The 18,212-nt window shown below is 73.1% G+C and carries 18 protein-coding genes; 8 read left to right on the top strand and 10 right to left on the bottom strand.

All coding sequences use genetic code 11. The annotated features are described in order from the left end of the window. Positions 1-23: 23 nt before the first annotated feature. Together ABTW95_RS16920 and ABTW95_RS16915 are read left to right on the top strand one after the other, a co-directional pair. A complete protein-coding gene (locus ABTW95_RS16920) occupies positions 24-830 on the top strand; it encodes a class I SAM-dependent methyltransferase (RefSeq protein ID WP_500226718.1) in 807 nt (268 codons plus the stop codon). After that, positions 827-2,167 (top strand): aminotransferase class V-fold PLP-dependent enzyme, encoded by a 1,341-nt coding sequence (locus tag ABTW95_RS16915; protein WP_500226717.1) that lies wholly within the window; start codon positions 827-829, stop codon positions 2,165-2,167. Before ABTW95_RS16920 ends, ABTW95_RS16915 begins: the two co-directional genes overlap by 4 nt. Here the strand turns inward: ABTW95_RS16915 and ABTW95_RS16910 are convergent. Beyond that, positions 2,153-2,464, bottom strand: a complete 312-nt coding sequence (locus ABTW95_RS16910; RefSeq protein WP_396448183.1) for a hypothetical protein — start codon at positions 2,462-2,464, stop codon at positions 2,153-2,155. The two genes, ABTW95_RS16915 and ABTW95_RS16910, sit on opposite strands and share 15 nt — an antisense overlap. Before the next feature lie 123 nt (positions 2,465-2,587). Next, entirely contained in the window at positions 2,588-3,499 is a 912-nt protein-coding gene (locus ABTW95_RS16905; RefSeq protein ID WP_500226716.1) for an oxygenase MpaB family protein, read from the bottom strand. Between the two features lie 146 nt (positions 3,500-3,645). On the opposite strand from ABTW95_RS16905, the gene ABTW95_RS16900 reads away from it, so the two are divergent. Next, positions 3,646-4,209 (top strand): TetR/AcrR family transcriptional regulator, encoded by a 564-nt coding sequence (locus ABTW95_RS16900; RefSeq protein WP_396448181.1) that lies wholly within the window; start codon positions 3,646-3,648, stop codon positions 4,207-4,209. A gap of 110 nt (positions 4,210-4,319) precedes the next feature. Here the strand turns inward: ABTW95_RS16900 and ABTW95_RS16895 are convergent, their stop codons facing one another. The 5 genes from ABTW95_RS16895 to ABTW95_RS16875 all read right to left on the bottom strand — a co-directional run bounded on the left by ABTW95_RS16895 (position 4,320) and on the right by ABTW95_RS16875 (position 10,699). Further along, positions 4,320-5,369 (bottom strand): glycoside hydrolase family 19 protein, encoded by a 1,050-nt coding sequence (locus tag ABTW95_RS16895; protein ID WP_500226732.1) that lies wholly within the window; start codon positions 5,367-5,369, stop codon positions 4,320-4,322. Positions 5,370-5,506: 137 nt separating this feature from the next. After that, the gene (locus ABTW95_RS16890; RefSeq protein WP_396448180.1) at positions 5,507-6,028 is read right to left on the bottom strand and encodes a lytic polysaccharide monooxygenase auxiliary activity family 9 protein; all 522 of its coding nucleotides are present in this window, start codon (positions 6,026-6,028) and stop codon (positions 5,507-5,509) included. A gap of 364 nt (positions 6,029-6,392) precedes the next feature. Then, positions 6,393-8,228, bottom strand: a complete 1,836-nt coding sequence (locus ABTW95_RS16885; RefSeq protein WP_500226715.1) for a rhamnogalacturonan lyase — start codon at positions 8,226-8,228, stop codon at positions 6,393-6,395. Between the two features lie 37 nt (positions 8,229-8,265). Then, entirely contained in the window at positions 8,266-8,814 is a 549-nt protein-coding gene (locus ABTW95_RS16880) for a SigE family RNA polymerase sigma factor (RefSeq protein WP_396448178.1), read from the bottom strand. A 277-nt stretch (positions 8,815-9,091) separates the two neighbouring features. Then, positions 9,092-10,699 (bottom strand): peptide chain release factor 3, encoded by a 1,608-nt coding sequence (locus ABTW95_RS16875; protein ID WP_500226714.1) that lies wholly within the window; start codon positions 10,697-10,699, stop codon positions 9,092-9,094. 274 nt (positions 10,700-10,973) lie between these two features. On the opposite strand from ABTW95_RS16875, the gene ABTW95_RS16870 reads away from it, so the two are divergent. The 3 genes from ABTW95_RS16870 to ABTW95_RS16860 are packed head-to-tail and all read left to right on the top strand — an operon-like array spanning position 10,974 to position 12,949. Next, the gene (locus tag ABTW95_RS16870; protein ID WP_500226713.1) at positions 10,974-11,756 is read left to right on the top strand and encodes a MerR family transcriptional regulator; all 783 of its coding nucleotides are present in this window, start codon (positions 10,974-10,976) and stop codon (positions 11,754-11,756) included. 23 nt (positions 11,757-11,779) lie between these two features. Then, a complete protein-coding gene (locus tag ABTW95_RS16865; RefSeq protein WP_396449515.1) occupies positions 11,780-12,115 on the top strand; it encodes a YnfA family protein in 336 nt (111 codons plus the stop codon). A gap of 27 nt (positions 12,116-12,142) precedes the next feature. Next, entirely contained in the window at positions 12,143-12,949 is an 807-nt protein-coding gene (locus ABTW95_RS16860) for an SDR family NAD(P)-dependent oxidoreductase (RefSeq protein WP_500226712.1), read from the top strand. On the opposite strand, the gene ABTW95_RS16855 is transcribed toward ABTW95_RS16860, so the two are convergent. The 3 genes from ABTW95_RS16855 to ABTW95_RS16845 form a co-directional block, all read right to left on the bottom strand. Beyond that, entirely contained in the window at positions 12,928-14,475 is a 1,548-nt protein-coding gene (locus tag ABTW95_RS16855; protein WP_396449514.1) for a class I adenylate-forming enzyme family protein, read from the bottom strand. The genes ABTW95_RS16860 and ABTW95_RS16855 overlap by 22 nt on opposite strands. Before the next feature lie 65 nt (positions 14,476-14,540). After that, a complete protein-coding gene (locus tag ABTW95_RS16850; protein ID WP_396449513.1) occupies positions 14,541-15,344 on the bottom strand; it encodes an SAM-dependent methyltransferase in 804 nt (267 codons plus the stop codon). 133 nt (positions 15,345-15,477) lie between these two features. Continuing rightward, positions 15,478-15,981, bottom strand: a complete 504-nt coding sequence (locus ABTW95_RS16845) for an Lrp/AsnC family transcriptional regulator (protein WP_396449512.1) — start codon at positions 15,979-15,981, stop codon at positions 15,478-15,480. A 108-nt stretch (positions 15,982-16,089) separates the two neighbouring features. Here ABTW95_RS16845 and pdhA point away from each other — a divergent pair, with 108 nt between their 5' ends. Both pdhA and ABTW95_RS16835 read left to right on the top strand, forming a co-directional pair. Then, positions 16,090-17,190, top strand: coding sequence for a pyruvate dehydrogenase (acetyl-transferring) E1 component subunit alpha (gene pdhA, locus ABTW95_RS16840; protein ID WP_396449511.1), 1,101 nt, complete (start codon positions 16,090-16,092; stop codon positions 17,188-17,190). Continuing rightward, positions 17,187-18,191, top strand: coding sequence for an alpha-ketoacid dehydrogenase subunit beta (locus ABTW95_RS16835; RefSeq protein ID WP_500226711.1), 1,005 nt, complete (start codon positions 17,187-17,189; stop codon positions 18,189-18,191). Before pdhA ends, ABTW95_RS16835 begins: the two co-directional genes overlap by 4 nt. The last annotated feature ends 21 nt before the right edge of the window (positions 18,192-18,212 follow it).

Here is an 18,212-nt window from a genome sequence, read left to right as displayed (position 1 = left end):
CAGCGAACACACGGGGAGGAACCATGACGAGTTATCCGTTCGCGGACCGAGCCGCCGAGGACGAGCGCCTCGTGGCCCAGGGCAGGCTCTTCGACCCGCTCACCCGGCGGCTGCTGCGCCGCGCGGGGATCGCGCCCGGCATGCGCGTGCTCGACCTCGGCAGCGGCGCCGGCAACGTGACCCGGCTCGCCGCCGAGCTGGTGGGACCGGACGGCGCCGTGGTGGGCGTCGAGCGCGACCCCGCGGCGGTCGAGCTCGCCCGGCGGCGCACGGACGCGCCCAACATCGAGTACCGGGTGGGCGACGTGCGGACCCTCGACACGATCGGCGGCGGCTTCGACGCCGTCGTGTGCAGGCTGCTCCTGATGTACCTGCCGGACCCGGCGGCGGCACTGCGCCGTGCCGCGTCGCAGGTCCGTCCGGGCGGCGTGGTCTGCGCGCACGAGGCCGACCTGGCCTACGCGCCCGCCGCCCCCGCGACGCCGCTGTGGGACCGCGCGCACGGGTGGTTCCTGGACGCGCTGGAGAAGGCCGGCTTCGAACGGCGCATGGGCCCGGCGCTGTTCCCGGCGTTCCGCGCCGCCGGGCTGCCCGGACCGCGGCTGCTGGTCGAGACGTTCGCCGGCGGCGGCCCGGACGCCCCCGCCTGGGGCTGGGCCAACGTGATCGGGGCGACGGCGCCGCTGATGGAGCGGACGGGCGTCGCCACCGCCGCCGAACTCGACCCGGCCACCCTCGCCGACCGCCTGCTGGCCGACGTCCTCGCCCATGACGGCTGCGTCTTCGGCCCGCCGATGACCGGGGCCTGGACCACCGTCCCGAGCCCATGACCTCCGGCGTGCTGGACGTGCGGGCCGTCCGCAGGCACTTCGCGTTCCCCGGGCGCGGCCGCATCGCGACGAACAACGCGGCGAGCACCCAGCCGCCGCGCGAGCTGGCGGACCTCTACCGGACGCTCGCGCCCGGCTACGAGAACGTCCACCGGGGCCAGTCCACCGCGTCGCGGGAGATGACCGCGCTGTTCGAGGACGCCTACGACACGATCGCGCGGTTCATCGGCGCGCCCGGCCGGGAGTGCGTCGCGCTGTTCCGCAACGCGACCGAGGCGATCAACGCGGTCATGTACTCGCTGCTCACCGAGTTCCGCGACGGCGACAACATGGTGACCACGCTGATGGAGCACAACTCGGACTACGTCCCGTGGCACGCGCTGTGCCGGGAGCTGCTGCCGCGGCTCGGCCGCCGGGTCGAGCTGCGCCTCGCGCGGTTCGACCCGCGCACGGGCGAGCTCGACCTGGAGCACCTGGCCTCGCTGATCGACGGGCGCACCAAGCTGGTCTGCTGCACCGGGGCGTCCAACTTCCTCGGCACGCGCGTGCCGCTGCCCGCCGTCCGCGCGCTGGCCGACGGCAGCGGCTACCCGCAGCCGACCGGCGAGCGGCGGTCCCTGCTGCTGGTCGACGCCGCCCAGCTGGTGCCGGGGGCCTTCGTGGACGTGCGCGCCCTCGACGCCGACTACCTGGCGTTCTCGTTCCACAAGCTGCTGGCGCCGTTCGGCGTGGGCGTGCTGTACGGCAGGGAGCACCTGCTGGCGGCCGCGCCGCCCTTCCTCTACGGCGGCGACATGATCGCCGAGGGGCGGGTGTTCCCGGACCGCGTCGAGTACAACGCGCTGCCCTGGAAGTACGCCGCCGGGACGCCGAACATCCTCGGCGCGATCGTGTCCGCGCAGGCGCTGCGCCTCCTGCTGGACCTGGCGCTGTCACCGGACCGGCCGGTGTACTTCGGGACGTCCCGCCCCTTCGGCCGGGACGCCGTCCGCGCCGCGATGGACCGGGTGTCGGCCTGGAACCGGCGGCTCACCGCCCACGCGCTCGACGCGCTCGCCGCCGTCGACGGGATCACGGTCTACGGGCCGGAGGACCCGTGCCGGCGCACGTCCCTGGTGTCCTTCAACCTCGCGGGCCGGGACCCGGTCCGGGTGGCGGAGGAGCTGAACGCGATGGGCGTGGAGTCGCGCGCCGGGTGCCACTGCGCCACCCTCGCGCACCACGCGCTCGGCCTGACGCCCCCGGCGAGCTGCCGCCTCAGCTTCTACCTCTACAACACCCATGAGGAAGTGGACGCGGCCGTACGGGCGGTCGCCAAGGCGTCACATGGTCTGTAGGGCGGCCATCATGAGCAGAACGGAGAACGAGCAGCCGGCGACGAGGACCAGGCCCGCGGCGGCGAGCGCCGTTCCCGCGGAGAACACGCGCCGCACGATGAGGTAGATGACCGCGGTGCCCAGCAGGGCGAGCACGGGGAGATAGGGGATGTACAGGGAGGCGGCGCCCACGAGGAGCGCGCAGGCCAGGGCGGCCGCCGCCCTGCCTCCCGCGTGGAAGTCGCGGTGCGTGACGCCATAGGCGACGGCCCCGGCGAGAAGGGCGCTTCCCGCGATCATCAGGACCACGTAATCCATGTACGACCTCCGGCTCGGCGGATGCCACGAGAATCCGTTTCAGCCCGTATGATCCGGGCCGGAGGCGAAAAGTTCGAATTTTGACGATCTCTCAGGTGAGCCGCGGGACTCCCGGGCCGGACGTCACATGGGCCGGTGCGCCAAGGCGCGCTCCAGCCGCTCCTGGGCGCGGGCGGCCTGCCGCGCGCGGTAGGCGATCGGCATGTACCGGAGGCGTTCGGGGAGCAGCGGCGTGCTCCGCCCGATGACCTGCGCGACCAGCCGCAGCCTGCGCTCGTCCGCCGCGGTCCACCGCAGCCCGAGCTTCTCCCGCGCCGCCTCCGGCAGGGTGCCGATGGTGATCAGCCGGCCGAGCCGGCCGCCGGCCTCGCTCAGCGGCGCGACCGCGGGGCGCAGCAGCTTCGGCACGTTGGGCGGGACCTGGCTCATCTGGGCGAGGACCTCGTAGGCCACCTTGTGCGGGACGAGCGTGTTGGCGACCATGTCGTCGAAGTACTCCCAGTACTCCGGGATGCTCCCCGGCAGCATCCGCTCGGGCACCCGCAGGATCCTGCCGAGCTGGAGGAACTCGTCGAAGATCTGCTGTTCCTCGTCCGTCGTCAGCGGCGCCGGCGCGAAGTACTCCGCCGCGGCGACGGCGGCGTAGAAGCCGGTCAGGTGCACCCACGCCCACGGTTCGGCCGACAGCGCGTGATGGCGCCGCCCCTCCTCGTCGACGGCGCTCAGCGACTTGTGCATCTCGCGCAGCCGCTTGCCCTCCTCGATGGCGGCCCGCCCGCCGTAGACCCACATCTGCACCGAGGCGAAGCTGCGCGCGGCGCGGCCGAGCGGGTCGGTGCGGAAGCTGGACCGCCGGTCGACCACGGTGCCGATCGCCGGATGCATCACCTGCAGGATGAACACGCTGTTGCCCGCGATCGCCGACGTGTAGAGGCCGATCTGCTCCCACAGCAGCGACCCGGGTCCGAACGGGACGGGCTCGCCGCGCTCCGGCTCGGCCGGCCGGGCCGCGGACGCCCCCTCGGTCACCGTCATGCGGCATACCTCCTGAAAGAGCTCCTCCGGTAAGTTGAACGCGAATAAGGAGTCGCTTACAAGTCGCGTTTGCGAGGGAACCGCCGATGGCCTCCTCACCTGGGCTTTCGCCCCGCCGAATCCCCACCCAGGACCGTTCGCGCCGGATGGTGGAACGCATCCTGGAGGCCGCCACTCGCGTTCTGTCGGAACGCGGCTACGACGGCGCGTCCACCAACCGCATCGCCAAGACCGCGGGCATCAGCAACGGGTCGCTCTACCAGTACTTCCCCAACAAGGACGCGATCGTCATCGCCGTCCTGGACCGCTTCGCCGACCATCTCGCCGACCGGCTCGGCGCCGAGATCGAGGCCACCATGCGGCTGCCCTGGGAGGACGCCGGCCGCGCCCTGCTGGACGCGCAGATCCGCCTGTTCGAGGAGAACGCCGACCTGCTGCGGATCATCGTCGAGCAGGTGCCGCGGCTCGGCCCGTTCGACAAGCTCGCCGCGCTGCAGCGGCGGCTGACCGACCTGATCCGCGTCTACCTCCTGGTCAACCGCTCCGCGTTCCGCGACGACCTCGACATCGACGCGACACTCTGGATCATCACCGAGACCGTCGGCCTGCTCTCCATCAAGTACGTCCTGGACCGCCCGCCCATCCCGCACGACCGCATGGTGGACGAGCTGGCCGAACTGGTCATCGGCTACATCCGCAAGCCCGCATGAGGCCCGCCGCCGCCCCGGACGGTCCGCGTCCGGGGCGGCGGGCTCGGGCCGTCCGGGCTCGGGCCGTCCGGGCTCGGGCCGTCCGGGCTCGGGGTGGCGAGCGCGGGCCGTCAGCAGGTCAGGGTGCCGCCGGCCGGGACGCCGAGGATCTGCGTGAACCGCTGGTAGGCGTTCACGCGGCTCTGGACCTGGGCCGGGTTCCGGCCGTCGCACTCCAGAGAGCCGTTGATGCTGCGGATCGTCTCACCGAAGCCGCGTCCGTTGACCATGGCGCTGTGCCCGGTCATGGTGCCGGGACCGCTCTGGGTCATCCAGTACCAGAGCCCGGTCTTCCAGGCCACGGCCGCGTCCTGCTCGACGAGCCACGGGTTGCGCAGCAGGTCGATGCCGAGGGAGTCGCCCGCCGCCTTGTAGTTGAAGTTCCAGCTCAGCTGGATCGGGCCGCGGCCGTAGTAGGCCGCCGTGCCGGCGGGGCAGCCGTAGGGCCGGCCCGCGTCGCAGTAGTGCGGGTAGTTGCTCGTGTTCTGCTCGACGATGTAGACCAGACCGCCGGTCTCGTGGCTGACGTTGGCGAGGAAGGCCGCGGCCTCCTGCTTCTTCACCGTGTCGCTGCCGGTCTTGGCGAACGCCGGGAACGACGCCATCGCCGCGGTCAGCCCGGCGTAGGTGTAGAAGGAGTTGCGGCCCGGGAACATCTGGTTGAACTGCGCCTCGCTCACCACGAAGCCGCCGGGGGCGGGCGGGTCGGAGGGCCCAGGGTCGGTCGGGCCGTCGCAGGCGTACGGGTCCCAGAACCAGTTGCTGATCACGGGGTCGTAGCCCGGGTTCTCATGGACGGCGATGTAGTACTTGCCGTCGGTGTACCTGACGACGCTGCCCACCGGGTACCACTGCCCGGCCGTCCAGTCGGGGGCGGAGCAGCCGGGACCGGACGTCCCGCCGCCGCAGGCGCCCTGATCGGTCCAGACCTCCGCGGTGCCGGGGGTCTCGTTCTGCGTCCACCATCGCGCGGACCAGTTGTGCCCGTTGTAGGACACGGACGCGCCGCCGGTGTAGACGGCGGACGCGTTCCACGCCGCCGCGCACGCGGCGGCGGTGGCCGACGCCATGGGCAGGACGGCCGACAGGCATCCTGCCGCGAGCAGCGCGGCGCTCAGCATCGTCAGGAGACGTCGCACCTGATCACTTCCTTCGGGACTCGACTCTTTCGCGGGGTGATCGCACGCGCGGCCGCCCGGTGCGGGCGGGCGCGCGTGCGGAGGGGCTCGCGTGCGGGGTGTGCACGCGGCAGGGCGCGTCAGCGCACCTGGAGGTCGATGCAGGCGTAGAAGGCGTTGGCGGTGTCGGCGATGTTCCAGACGGCGAGCACCTTCTGCCGTCCCGTCACGCCGCCGAGGTTCACGGTGTGGGAGACGGAGGACGGCGGCTGCTGGTCGTGGCCGTCGACGAAGGCGATGCGCCTGCCGCCGAGGTAGTACTCGTAGTCGCGGGTCCGGTGCCGGGCGGTGAACGTCCAGGTGAAGGTCACCGTGTTGCCGACGGACGCGGCCTGCCACGGCAGGCCGTCGTCGTCGAGCTCGCGGAAGCGGGCGTTGCCGCCGCTGCAGCTCCGCAGGCCCTTCGGGCCCTCGACGCTCTGCGGCTCCCACTGGATGGATCCGCACTGGACGATGCGCGCCGCGCACTGCGCCTGGCGGCTCATGGGCGCCGAGACGTAGCCGTGGGCGTAGGCGGCGGTCGCCGGGAGGACGACCGCGATCAGGGGGGCGGCGCCGAGGCCGGCCGCGATCGCGGCGGTCCTGCGTCGGGCTTTCTTCATGGCGGGGGGTCCTTGCTGAGCGGGGTGGTCATGGGGGTGCGTCGATGCCACCCGGCGATGGAGGGGCGCGGGGCATGGGGAGCCTCCATCAGATAGGAAACTTTCCTATCTGTACGTGGCACGGTAGCCCCGCGTTCGGCGCCGTTCAAGGTTCCGGCCGGACCGCCGGCCCCGTCCCGGCATGACCAGTCCAGGCAGGGCACTGAACCAGCTCCCGGCGCCCCGAAGTTCGGCATGATCTGCCGACGGACGGGCCGTTCACCGGCACAATCCGCTTAAGCGCGCCGAGCATGGGCGAGCCGGGAGAGCGGGGTGGGCTCTCCCGGCTCGCTCGGCGGGGTTCAGGTGCGGGGGCCGGGCCGCGTCACCGCACGTAGATCTGCGGCCGGGGCTGGGCCGGCATGCGGTCGCCCAGGAAGAAGCTCGGGTGCGGCGGCTGGTTGTAGGCGGTGTTCTGCCAGGCCAGTGCCGTCCGGTACTGGGTGTCGTGCAGGAGCGTGTAGAGCTTGGTGCCGGTGACGTCCCGGGTCGTGTAGATGCGCAGCCGGGTGTCGTCGGCGGTCGGCCAGATGACCTCCTCGCGCCAGTCGCCGAACAGGTCGCCGCTCAGCGACGGGACGGCCTTGGTGCCGTTGTTCGAGTGCACGCCCGACGCGGTCAGCAGCCGGGTGTCGCCGGACGGCCCGTACTTGTCGATGTGGGTGCCGTCCAGCAGCTCCCGCACCGGGTCGGCGTCCCACCAGACGAGGAAGTTCGCGGACGACGGCTTGCGGCCGGCGTTGTTGCCGGTGACGCTGCGCAGCTCGGGGACGCTCGACGACCAGAACTCGGCGGCGATCCGGCCCGTCCAGATGTCCCCGGCGACGCCGCGCCCGTTGTCGCAGCACGGGGAGGTCTGCCAGAGGATCTGCCCGTTGTGCGGGTCGATGTAGAGCGACGACGGCTGGCCGGACGACTCGCTCACCTTGAAGTACTCCAGCCCCGGGCGCGCCGGGTCGAAGTCGCCGAGGTGCTGCGCGTCGCCGTGGCCGGTGCGGGTCGTCCACATGCCGTAGCCGTTGTCGTCCACCGCCATCGCGCCGTAGACGATCTCGTCGCGGCCGTCCTGGTCGATGTCGCCGACGGACAGGCTGTGCGAACCCTGGCCGTCGAAGCCCCGCCCCTGGTTGGTGGAGCTGTTGGTGTCGAACGTCCAGCGGCGGGTGAAGTGCCCGTCCCGCCAGTCCCAGGCGGCGATCACCGTGCGGGTGTAGTAGCCGCGCGCCATGATCAGGCTGGGCCGGGAGCCGTCCAGGTAGGCGGTGCCGGCGAGGAAGCGGTCGACGCGGTTGCCGTACGAGTCGCCCCAGGACGAGACGTTCCCGCGCGGCGGCACGTAGTCGACGGTCTGCATCGCCGCGCCGGTCCGGCCGTCGAACATGGTGAGGTACTCGGGGCCGCTGAGGACGTACCCGCTGGAGTTGCGGTAGTCGGCGCCCGCGTTCCCGATGACCCGGCCGGTGCCGTCGACGGTGCCGTCCGCGGTCTTCATGGCGACCTCGGCGCGGCCGTCGCCGTCGTAGTCGTACACCTGGAACTGCGTGTAGTGCTGGCCGGCGCGGATGTTGCGGCCGAGGTCGATCCGCCACAGCCGCGCGCCGTCCAGCCGGTAGGCGTCGATGTAGACGTCGCTGGTGAAGCCGCTCTGCGAGTTGTCCTTGGAGTTGGACGGGTCCCACTTGAGGACGATCTCCAGCCGCCCGTCGCCGTCGAGGTCGCCGACGCTCGCGTCGTTGGCGCTGTACTCGGAGCCGGGCCGCTGGATCGGCACGTCCAGGTACCCGTCGCCGAAGCGCAGCGACGGCTCGGACGAGGCCCCTTCGCCGCCGTTCACGATCGGCCGGACGGTGTACGAGGCGTCCGCCGGCGCGCCCTGGTCCCAGTAGTTGGTCGAGTCCGTGACCGTGGCGATGCGGGACGACCCGCGGTAGAGGGCGAACGTCGTGCCGGCCGGGTCGGTGCCGAGCAGGCGCCAGCCGACGTAGTTGCCGTTGCCCGACCGGACGCTGATCAGCCCGCGGTCGAGGTCCTCCGCCTGGCGGGCGGCAGCCGCGGTCGCGGGGGCGGGCGCGGTGGCGGGCAGGGCCGCGGCGGCCGCCGCGGCGACGGCCAGCGGCAGCAGATGGCGGAGCAGGGGGACGCGTCTGGCTGCGGATCTCACGGGGACTCCCTCGGGAGTGGGCGGGGGACTTCTCCCGCTAGTCGCCCGGCGGGCCCCGGAAGGTTGCCGCTCGGCCGCGGCCGTCCGCGAGCAGCCGCGCCAGCTCGGCGACGCCCTTGGCGGTCTGGCTCTTCACCGTGCCGACCGCGACGCCGAGGAGCTGGGCCGTCTCCTTCTCCGACAGGTCGAAGCCCAGCCGCAGCACCACGCAGGCCCGCTTGCGCTGCGGCAGCCGCAGCAGCGCCGCGCGGACGTCCACGATCGCCGGGACGTCCGGCCCGTGCACGCGGTCGTCGAGCCCGGCGCCGAGCCGCTCGGCCCGGTCGCGCTCCCGGACGAGGACGCGGATCCGGCTCCGCGCCATGTTGACGACCATCCGCCGCACGTAGGCGAGCGGCTGGTCGGCGGCGCGCACCCGGTCCCAGCGCCGCCAGGCCGCCGCCATCGCGTCCGCCGCCACGTCGTCCGCGCCGTCCGGATCCCCCAGCAGCACGAAGGCCAGCCGGGCCAGCTCCCGGTGGTGCCGCCGGAAGAACCCCTGGAACTCGCTCGCATGGGAGCGCTCCCACACCCGGACCTCGTTCACTTGCGGCGTGTTGCCCTTATGAGCGCGCCGAAAGGGCGACACGCCGCAGGTGAACGCCCCCGGCACCCGCCCCGGCTTGATCCGTTCAACGCCGCTCCTCTCGGCTCGGCCGACCAGAAAGCGCTTTCCCCTGAACGTAGAGACGCGGCGGGACGACCGTCAACACCCCTTCCGCAACCATCACCCCGGACCCGCCGCACGCCGGCGGCGCCCAGGCCGGGGGCCGTGCCGTCAGTCCTGGACGCCGGCGGCGCCCAAATCCGGGGCGGCCGTGCCGTCAGTCTTGGACGCCGGCGGCGAGCATGGGGGTGAGCGTCAGGCCCGGGTGCTCGCGCTCGATGGCGCGCAGCCGCCACTTGTCGGTGAACACCGCGACCAGCGACCCGTCCAGCGGGCGGGCGAAGACCTCGGCGCCGCGCCGCCCGCCCAGCTCCTCGGCGGACTCCTTGTCGGTGATCCGGGCGATCGAGTAGTCGAGCCGGGTCAGCTCGATCGGCGCGCCGAACTCGTCGGCCATCCGCGCGGCGACCACCTCGAACTGCAGCGGCCCGACCGCCGCCAGCACCGGCGCCTGGTCGCCGCGCACGTCGCTGCGCAGCACCTGCACGACGCCCTCGCCGCCGAGCTGCTCGATGCCGCGCCGGAACTGCTTGGCGCGCCCGTTGTCCTTCGCGCGCGCCACCATGAAGTGCTCGGGCGCGAACGCGGGGATGGGCGGGAACCGGACCGGGGTCTTCGTGTAGAGGGTGTCGCCGACGGTCAGCCCGGACGTGTTGGGCAGCCCGATCACGTCGCCCGGGTAGGCGGCGTCCAGCGTCGAGCGGTCGCGGCCGAACATCGTCTGCGCGTACTTCGTCGCCAGTGGGCGCCCGGTCGACGCGTGCGTGAGGGTCATGCCGCGCTCGAAGCGGCCCGAGCACACCCGGATGAACGCCAGCCGGTCGCGGTGCGCCCGGTCCATGCCCGCCTGCACCTTGAACACCTGGCCGGAGAACGGCGCGTCCACCGGACGCTCGGTCCCGTCCGAGTCGGCGCGCGCGGACGGGGCGGGCGCCAGCCGCCGCACGGTCTCCAGCAGCGCCCCGACGCCGAAGTTGGGCAGCGCCGCCCCGAACAGCACGGGCGTGCACACCCCGGCGCGGAAGGCGTCCATGTCGAGGACGGCGCCGATCTCGTCGAGCAGCTCCAGCTCCTCCAGGGCGGTCCGCCAGGCGTCGCCCTCCTCGCGGGCCGCCCGCTCGGCGGGCACCCGCTCCTCGATCGCGCGGGTCGCGCCGCCGGGGGTGCGGCGGAACCGGGTGAACGCGCCGTCCGCCCGGCCGATGAGGCCGCGGAAGTCGCCCGCGGCGCCGACCGGCCAGGTCAGCGGGGCGGGGCGCAGCCCGATGCGCTGCTCGACCTCGTCCAGCAGTTCGAGCGGCTCGCGTCCGGGCCGGTCCCACTTGTTGACGAACGTGATCACCGGGATGCGGCGGTGCCGGCACACGTCGAACAGCTTGAGCGTCTGCGCCTCCAGGCCCTTCGCCGAGTCGAGCAGCATGACGGCGCCGTCCACGGCCGCGAGCACCCGGTAGGTGTCCTCGGAGAAGTCGGCGTGGCCGGGGGTGTCGAGCAGGTTCAGCAGCGCGCCGCCGAACTCGAAGCGCAGCACCGAGGAGGTGATCGAGATGCCGCGGGACCGCTCGATGTCCATCCAGTCGGACCGGACGCCGCCGCGCCCCGCCTTGCCGTGCACGGCGCCCGCCTGCTCGATGGCCGCCGCGTGCAGCGCGAGCGCCTCGGTCAGCGTCGACTTCCCCGCGTCCGGATGGCTGATCATCGCGAACGTCCGCCGGCGCGCCGCCTCGGCCGCGATGTCCCCCGGCGTCCCCGTACCGCCGCTCAACCGCGGCCCCCTCCCGTCTTCTCCCCGGCCGCTCCGCCGGCCCGCCGATGGCCGCCGCCGGCCGGTGTCCCCCCGCCGCGGCGCCGACCAAGTGTCGCACAGGGCGACGGCCGGACCTGCGCCCCGGACGGCGCGGACGGCCTCACCCGCTGCCCGCGGCACGAGTCCAGCGCGATCTTCGCCGTCCTCGGCGGCGCCGAACCGGGCGGCCATGCCGGGAAGTCCCCGCTGGAGGCTTGACCTTCGAGCCGGGTCGAAGGTTTAGCGTCGAAGCATGACGACGATGCGCATCTCGCAGCTCGCCGAGCGCAGCGGTGTGCCGGCGACGACGCTGCGGTACTACGAAAGCGCGGGCCTGCTGCCCGCGGACCGCACCCCGTCCGGCTACCGGGCGTACGGGGAGGACGCGGTCACGCGGCTCGCGTTCATCGGCTCGGCCAAGCACCTCGGCCTGCCGCTCGACGAGATCGGGGAACTGCTCGCGGTGTGGGAGACCGGGGCGTGCGCGGACGTGAAGGCGGACCTGCGCCCCCGCGTGGCCGGCCGGCTGGCCGAGGCGGAGCACCGCCTGGCCGACCTGAAGGCGTTCACCGCCTCGCTGCGGAGCGTCCTCGACCGCCTGGACGCGCTCCCCGACCGGGCGGAACCCTGCGACGCCGAATGCGGCTTCCCCTCCGACCTGCCCGCCCCCGCGGAGCCTGCCGCCGCCCCGTCCGGCGGTGAGACGGCCGAGCGGTGCGGTGATGAATGCGGATGCTCCGCGGTCCGTGGACCCGAGGTGGCGATCGTCTGCTCGCTCAGCGGGGAGGGCATGGCCGAGCGGGTCGCCGAGTGGCGGGCGGTCGTGGGCGGCGCGCGGCCGGTGGAGATCCCCGGCGGGGTGCGCGTTACGCTGCCCGTCGAGAAGGCCGGTGCCGTCGCGAAGCTGGCCGCGGCCGAGCAGCGGTGCTGCCCGTTCTTCGACTTCCGGCTCCATCTGGAGGGCGAGGCGGTCCATCTGGAGGTGCGCGCCCCGGCGGACGCCTCCGACCTGGTCAACGAGTTGTTCGCCCCCTGACCGGGGGGCGCAGGAGGACGTCCGTGCTCGTCGCCCGCTCCATCGCGCTGTTCGCCGTCGCCGCCGTCCTGGAGATCGGGGGCGCCTGGCTGGTCTGGCAGGGCCTGCGCGAGCAGCGCGGATGGCTCTGGGTCGGGGCCGGCGCCGGCGCGCTCGGCCTGTACGGCTTCGCGGCCACGTTCCAGCCGGACGCCCATTTCGGCCGGGTCCTCGCCGCCTACGGCGGGGTCTTCGTCGCCGGGTCGATCCTGTGGGGCGCGGTCGCCGACGGGTACCGCCCGGACCGCTTCGACATCGCCGGCGCCCTCGTCTGCCTCGCCGGCATGGCCGTGATCATGTACGCCCCGCGCGGCCACTGACCCGTCCCTTCACGTGAAAGGCACCCCATGGCATCGGCGAACGTCCTGGTCACCGGCGCCTCGTCCGGGATCGGGCGGGCGACGGCGCTGCTGTTCGCCGAGCGCGGCGCGCGGGTGTTCGGGACGTCCCGGCGGGAGCGCCCGGACGAGGGCGGCGTGCGGATGCTCCGGCTGGACGTCCGCTCCGACGAGTCGGTGCGCGAATGCGTCGATGAGGTTCTCGCCCAGGCGGACGGCATCGACATCCTGATCAACAACGCGGGCGTCATGCTTGAGGGCTTCGCCGAGGAGACCGCACCGGACGAGGCCCGCGCGGTGTTCGAGACCAACTTCTTCGGCGCCGTCCGCCTCGTCGACGCGGTCCTGCCCGGCATGCGCGAGCGCCGGCGGGGCCGCATCGTCAACGTCGGGTCGCTGGCGGCGTGGATCGGGGAGCCGGGCGAGGGCTTCTACGCCGCGTCCAAGGCCGCCCTCGCCCGCTGCACCGAGTCCCTGCGCCACGAGGTGTGGCATCTGGGGATCAAGGTGTGCCTGGTCGAGCCGGGAGTGTTCGCCACCGAGGTCCTGGACACCGCCACCGCCGCAGGGGCCGCCATCGCCGACTACGACGGGCCGCGGGAGAGCGCCCGCGCCACCTTGCACGGGGCCCTGCGCAGGGGCGAGGATCCGCGCAAGGCGGCCCAGGTCGTCTGGAAGGCCGCGACCGCCCGCGCGCCGCGCGGACGCTACGGCGCCGGCGGGCAGAGCTTCGTGGTGCCCCGGCTCAGGACGCTGGCGCCGCAGCGGCTCGTCGACATCGCGCTCCGCCGCGCCTACGGCCTGCCGCGGAGGTAGTCGTCCTTCAGCCTGGCTTTGTGGATCTTGCCCACGGGGGTCAGCGGGACCTCGGAGGTGACGACGAACTGCCGGGGCACCTTGTAGTCGGCCAGGCGCTCGCGGCAGTAGGCGGTCAGCTCCTCCTCGGTGGGCGGTTCGGCGCCGGGGTGCGGCACGACGTAGAAGCGGCCGATCTCGCCCAGCACCTCGTCGGGGACGCCGATCCCTGCGGCCATCGCGACGCCGGGGTGGGCGGTGAGCACGTTCTCGATCTCGACCGGGTACACGTTGAAGCCGCCCTGGATGTACATCTCCTTCTTGCGGCCGCGCAGGACGAGGTGGCCGTCCGGCTCCATCTCGACCATGTCGCCGGTGGCGAGCCAGCCGCCGGGCAGGAACACCTCGGCGGTCTCGCCGGGCATGTCCCAGTAGCCGGCGGCGACGCAGCCGCCGCGGATCTGCAGCTCGCCGGTCTCGCCCGGCGGCAGGACGGCGCCGTCCGGGCCGGTCACCCGGGCCTCGAAGTCGCCGATGACCGCGCCGAGGGTGCGCGCGACGGTCTCGGGGCCGTCGTCCAGCGGCGACAGCACGCACGCGCCCGACGACTCCGACAGGCCGTACAGCCCGTAGAGCGGGGCGCCGGGGAAGCCGCGCAGGATCGACTCGACCAGCGCCGGCTCCACGTTCGACCCGCCCGCCATGCACAGCCGCACGGACGAGACGTCGTAGTCGGCGAAGTCGTCCCGGCCGAGCATCAGCACGTACATCGTGGGGACGGCGCCGAGGAACGTCACCCGGTGCCGTTCGACGGCGCGCAGCGCGCCGTCCGGGGAGAACGCGGGCAGCAGCGCCACCGACCCGCCGCTGACCAGCGCGGCCATGATGGTGCAGGTGATGCCGCCGACGTGGTTGAAGGGCAGATGCCCGAGCAGCACGTCCTCGTCGGTCATCGCGAAGTGGCCGGCCTGGGCCCGCGCCGACGCGAGGATGCTCCCGTGCGTGATCACCGCGCCCTTGGGCCGCCCGGTCGTCCCCGACGTGTAGAGGATCATCAGCGGGTCGCCGGGGGCCACGGCGCCGCGCGCCGCCTCCAGCGCGGCCGGGTCGGCGGGCGTCGCGGCCAGTTCGTCGAAGTCCGCGCCGAAGAAGAGGTAGTCGGTGACGCCGGGCGCCTGCGGGCGGAACTTCTCGAAGAAGCCCGCGAAGTCGAAACCCGGGACGGCGGGGGCGCTGACGACCGTCCGCGCGCCGCTCTGCCCGAGCATGTACGACAGCTCCCGCTCCCGGTACCGGACGTTGAGCGGGACGATGACGGCGCCGATCCGCGCCGCGCCGAAGAAGACGGCGAGCCATTGCGGGGTGTTGAGGCCGAGCAGCCCGATCCGGTCGCCGCGCCTGATCCCGCGCGCGAGCAGCCCGCCCGCGACGCGGTCGGTGAGCCGGTCGAACTCGGCGAACGTGAAGGTGTCGTCACCGTCGTGGAGGAACGCCTTGTCCCGCGCCGCGGCGTCCTCCAGCGCCGCCCCGACCGTGTCCGCCCGCATGCCGCCTCCCCGTCGTGGCCCGTCCCGCCTTAACGATCACGCATCCGGGACGTTCTGCCAATACCTCAGGGCTTGCGGCCCACACCCGCGTAGAACCAGACCGGGAGCGCCTCCTCCAGCGTGATGGACCGTTCCGGCCGCCAGAGCGGCGCCCACACGAGGCCCGGGTCGAGGAGCTCGAAGTCGCCGAAGAGGGCCGTGACCTGCTCCCTGGTGCGCGGGGTGCCGGGCGCGTTCGTCCGCTTGTAGACCTCCACGACCTTGGCGACCACGTCGGGGACGCCGTCGGCGGAGGCGTGGGTCAGCACGAGGTGGCTGCCCGAGGGGAGCGCGTCGCGCAGCTCGGCCATGATGCCCTGCGGGTCGTCCTCGTCCGGGATGAAGTGCAGCGTCGCGACCAGCAGCAGCGCGATCGGCCTGCCGAAGTCGAGCAGCCGCCGCACCTCGGGGTCGTCGAGGATCGCGCGGGGCTCGCGGACGTCGCCCACGATCATCCGCGTGCCCTCGGCGGCGGCGAGCAGCGCGCGGCCGTGCGCCACCACCTGCCCGTCGTAGTCGACGTAGGCGACGCGGGCCTTGGGATTCACCGCCTGCGCGATCTGGTGGACGTTCTGCTGCGTGGGCAGCCCGGTGCCGATGTCGAGGAACTGGTCGATGCCCTGCTCGGCAAGGTACCGCACCGCGCGGCCGAGGAAGGCGCGGTTCTCCCTGATCAGCGTGACCAGCGTCGGATCGGCCGCGATCGCCTCCTCGGCGCGTGCCCGGTCGGCCGCATAGTGGTCCTTGCCGCCGAGGTAGTAGTCGTACATCCGGGCGATGTTCGGGATGTTCGGATCGAACCCGCTGGGCTGCGACCGCTCAGCTGCCACCTTTTCTCCTCACAGCCGCGAGCACCGGCCCCCGGCTGCACCAGCGTACGCGATCAAGACCGTTTCGCGTCCGGATCCGGCCACATTCGATCTTGCTTCCGGATGCGGCGCCCGCCCGCGGCGGACGGCCCGGTCACATGTCGGCGGGGGCCGCCGGGATCTCGTCGAAGATGAGCCAGGTGCGGGTGGCGCGGACGCCTTCCACCGCGTGGATGCGGGCCAGGACGACGTCGCGGAGCGAGGCGTTGTCGGGGGTGCGGACGAGCATGACCAGGTCGACGTCCCCGCCGACGAACGCCAGGTGCTCGATGTGGGCGACCTTGCGGAGTTCGGCCGACACCTTGCGCCAGGAGTTCTGCTCGATGTTGACCAGGACGTAGGCCGCGGTGCCCAGCCCGGCGCGGACGGGGTCGACCTGCGCGGTGAACCCGGTGACGACGCCGTCGGCGATGAGCCGCTCCACCCGCGTGTAGGCGTTGGAGCGGGAGACGCTGACCTTCTCGGCGAGGGCGCGCATGGAGATGCGGCCGTCCGCGCGCAGCTCGCGGATGATCGCGTGGTCGAGGTCGTCGAGGGGCGCCGCCGAACGTCCGTCATGGCCCGCGAGTGGTGCGGGTTCTGGAGACAGATGGTCCATTGACGCTCCTCCGGTGAGCCGAATGTCCTGCGTTTTGGCCGTCTATTGAGACCTATGGCCGATCTGGTTCATATTCCTAGCACCGATCGAGTGCGGAGGTGGAGGCGTATGACGACGGGTCGGGTTGAGACGCTGCTCCCCTCGGCGGAGCCCGTGCGGTTCCTGACCGACGGCGGCGCGGCGGTACGCGGGAAGCAGCGCTACGCCGTGCCGGATCCGGAGCTGCTGCGGCGGGCGCACCGGGCGATGGTCGTCGGGCGGCGGTTCGACGCGCAGGCGACCGCGCTGACCAAGCAGGGCCGGCTGGCCGTGTACCCGTCCAGCCACGGGCAGGAGGCGTGCCAGATCGGCTCCGTGCTCGCGCTGGAGGACGGGGACTGGTTCTTCCCCACCTACCGGGAGTCGATGGCGCTGGTGGCGCGCGGCATCGACCCGGTCGAGGTGCTGTCGCTGCTCCGCGGCGACGCGCACTGCGGGTACGACCCGAACCTCCACCGCACGGCGCCGCAGTGCACGCCGCTCGGGACGCAGACCGTCCACGCGGCGGGCCTCGCGTACGCGGAGCGGCGCAAGGGGACGGGACGGGTCGCGCTGGTCTGCGTGGGCGACGGCGCCACCAGCGAGGGCGACTTCCACGAGGCGCTCAACTTCGCCGCCGTCTTCAAGGCGCCGGTGGTGTTCTTCATCCAGAACAACCAGTACGCCATCTCGGTGCCGCTGGAGCGGCAGACCGCCGCGCCGTCGCTGGCGCACAAGGGCATCGGATACGGGGTGCCCGCCGAGCGGGTGGACGGCAACGACCCGGTCGCCGTGCTGGCCGTGCTGCGGGCGGCCGTCGAGCACTCTCGGTCGGGGAATGGACCGTTCCTGGTCGAGGCGCACACGTACCGGCTGGAGTCGCACACGAACGCCGACGACGCGTCCCGCTACCGGACGGACGCGGAGGCCGACGAATGGCGCGGGCGCGACCCGATCGCGCGGCTGGAGTCCTACCTGCGGCGGCGCGGGCACCTCACGGACGAGGACGTCGCGGCGGCCGCCGCCGAGGCCGAGGAGTTCGCGGGACGGCTCCGGGACCGGATGAACGCCGACCCCGACCTCGCCCCGCTGGCGCTGTTCGACCACGTCTACGGCACCCCGGACCCGCAGCTCGACGAGCAGCGGGCGCAGCTGCGGACCGAGATCGAGGCCGAGGAGGCGCTGTCATGACGACGATGGCCCAGGCGCTGAACACGGCGCTCCGCGAAGCGATGGACGAGGACGAGCGGGTCCTCGTGTTCGGCGAGGACGTCGGCACGCTCGGCGGCGTCTTCCGCATCACCGACGGGCTGACCGCGAAGTTCGGCGACGACCGCTGCTTCGACACGCCGCTCGCCGAGGCCGGCATCGTCGGCTTCGCCGTCGGCATGGCGATGGGCGGGTTCCGGCCCGTCGTGGAGATGCAGTTCGACGCGTTCGCCTACCCGGCGTTCGAGCAGATCGCCTCGCACGTGGCGAAGATGCGGAACCGGACGGGCGGGCGGGTGAACCTCCCGATCGTCATCCGCATCCCCTACGCGGGCGGCATCGGCGGCGTCGAGCACCACTGCGACTCCAGCGAGGCGTACTACGCGCACACGCCCGGCCTGAAGGTCGTCACGCCGGCCACGGTCGAGGACGCGTACTCCCTGCTGCGGGAGGCGATCGACGACCCGGACCCGGTCGTGTTCATGGAGCCGAAGAAGCTGTATTGGTCGAAGTCGGACGTGGAGCACCTGGAGCGGACGGAGCCGTTCGGCCGCGCCGCCGTGCGCCGCCCCGGCCGCGACGCGACGGTCGTCGCCTACGGGCCGAGCGTCCCGGTCGCGCTGGAGGCCGCGGACGCCGCCGCCGCCGAGGGCTGGGACCTGGAGGTCGTCGACCTGCGGACGATCGTCCCGTTCGACGACCTGACGGTGGCGTCGTCGGTGCGCAGGACGGGCCGCTGCGTGGTCGTCAGCGAGGCCGCCGGGTTCGCGGGCGTCGGCGCGGAGATCGCCGCCCGCGTCCAGGAGCGCTGCTTCCACAGCCTGGAGGCGCCGGTGCTGCGCGTGTCGGGGTTCGACATCCCGTACCCGCCGCCGATGCTGGAGCACCACCACCTGCCGAGCGTCGACCGCGTCCTCGACGCCCTCGACCGCCTGCAGCGCGACGACCAGCCGGACACCAGGTACCTGGGCGGTGCGGCATGAGCGAAGCGAACCGGGGGGTGC

This window comes from Spirillospora sp. NPDC127506 (genome assembly GCF_040302145.1).
In the GTDB taxonomy this organism is placed as follows: domain Bacteria; phylum Actinomycetota; class Actinomycetes; order Streptosporangiales; family Streptosporangiaceae; genus Spirillospora.
Note: the sequence above shows the minus strand (reverse complement) of the source record. Positions and strands in the feature narration are given on the sequence as shown.

What these genes read in the sequence shown, in the direction of transcription:
- ABTW95_RS16920 (WP_500226718.1), top strand. Translation starts at nt 24, where the DNA reads ATGACGAGTTATCCGTTCGCGGACCGAGCCGCCGAGGACGAGCGCCTC.
- ABTW95_RS16915 (WP_500226717.1), top strand. Translation starts at nt 827, where the DNA reads ATGACCTCCGGCGTGCTGGACGTGCGGGCCGTCCGCAGGCACTTCGCG.
- ABTW95_RS16910 (WP_396448183.1), bottom strand. Translation starts at nt 2,464, where the DNA reads ATGGATTACGTGGTCCTGATGATCGCGGGAAGCGCCCTTCTCGCCGGG.
- ABTW95_RS16905 (WP_500226716.1), bottom strand. Translation starts at nt 3,499, where the DNA reads ATGACGGTGACCGAGGGGGCGTCCGCGGCCCGGCCGGCCGAGCCGGAG.
- ABTW95_RS16900 (WP_396448181.1), top strand. Translation starts at nt 3,646, where the DNA reads ATGGTGGAACGCATCCTGGAGGCCGCCACTCGCGTTCTGTCGGAACGC.
- ABTW95_RS16895 (WP_500226732.1), bottom strand. Translation starts at nt 5,369, where the DNA reads ATGCTGAGCGCCGCGCTGCTCGCGGCAGGATGCCTGTCGGCCGTCCTG.
- ABTW95_RS16890 (WP_396448180.1), bottom strand. Translation starts at nt 6,028, where the DNA reads ATGAAGAAAGCCCGACGCAGGACCGCCGCGATCGCGGCCGGCCTCGGC.
- ABTW95_RS16870 (WP_500226713.1), top strand. Translation starts at nt 10,974, where the DNA reads ATGACGACGATGCGCATCTCGCAGCTCGCCGAGCGCAGCGGTGTGCCG.
- ABTW95_RS16860 (WP_500226712.1), top strand. Translation starts at nt 12,143, where the DNA reads ATGGCATCGGCGAACGTCCTGGTCACCGGCGCCTCGTCCGGGATCGGG.
- ABTW95_RS16855 (WP_396449514.1), bottom strand. Translation starts at nt 14,475, where the DNA reads ATGCGGGCGGACACGGTCGGGGCGGCGCTGGAGGACGCCGCGGCGCGG.
- ABTW95_RS16845 (WP_396449512.1), bottom strand. Translation starts at nt 15,981, where the DNA reads ATGGACCATCTGTCTCCAGAACCCGCACCACTCGCGGGCCATGACGGA.
- pdhA (WP_396449511.1), top strand. Translation starts at nt 16,090, where the DNA reads ATGACGACGGGTCGGGTTGAGACGCTGCTCCCCTCGGCGGAGCCCGTG.
- ABTW95_RS16835 (WP_500226711.1), top strand. Translation starts at nt 17,187, where the DNA reads ATGACGACGATGGCCCAGGCGCTGAACACGGCGCTCCGCGAAGCGATG.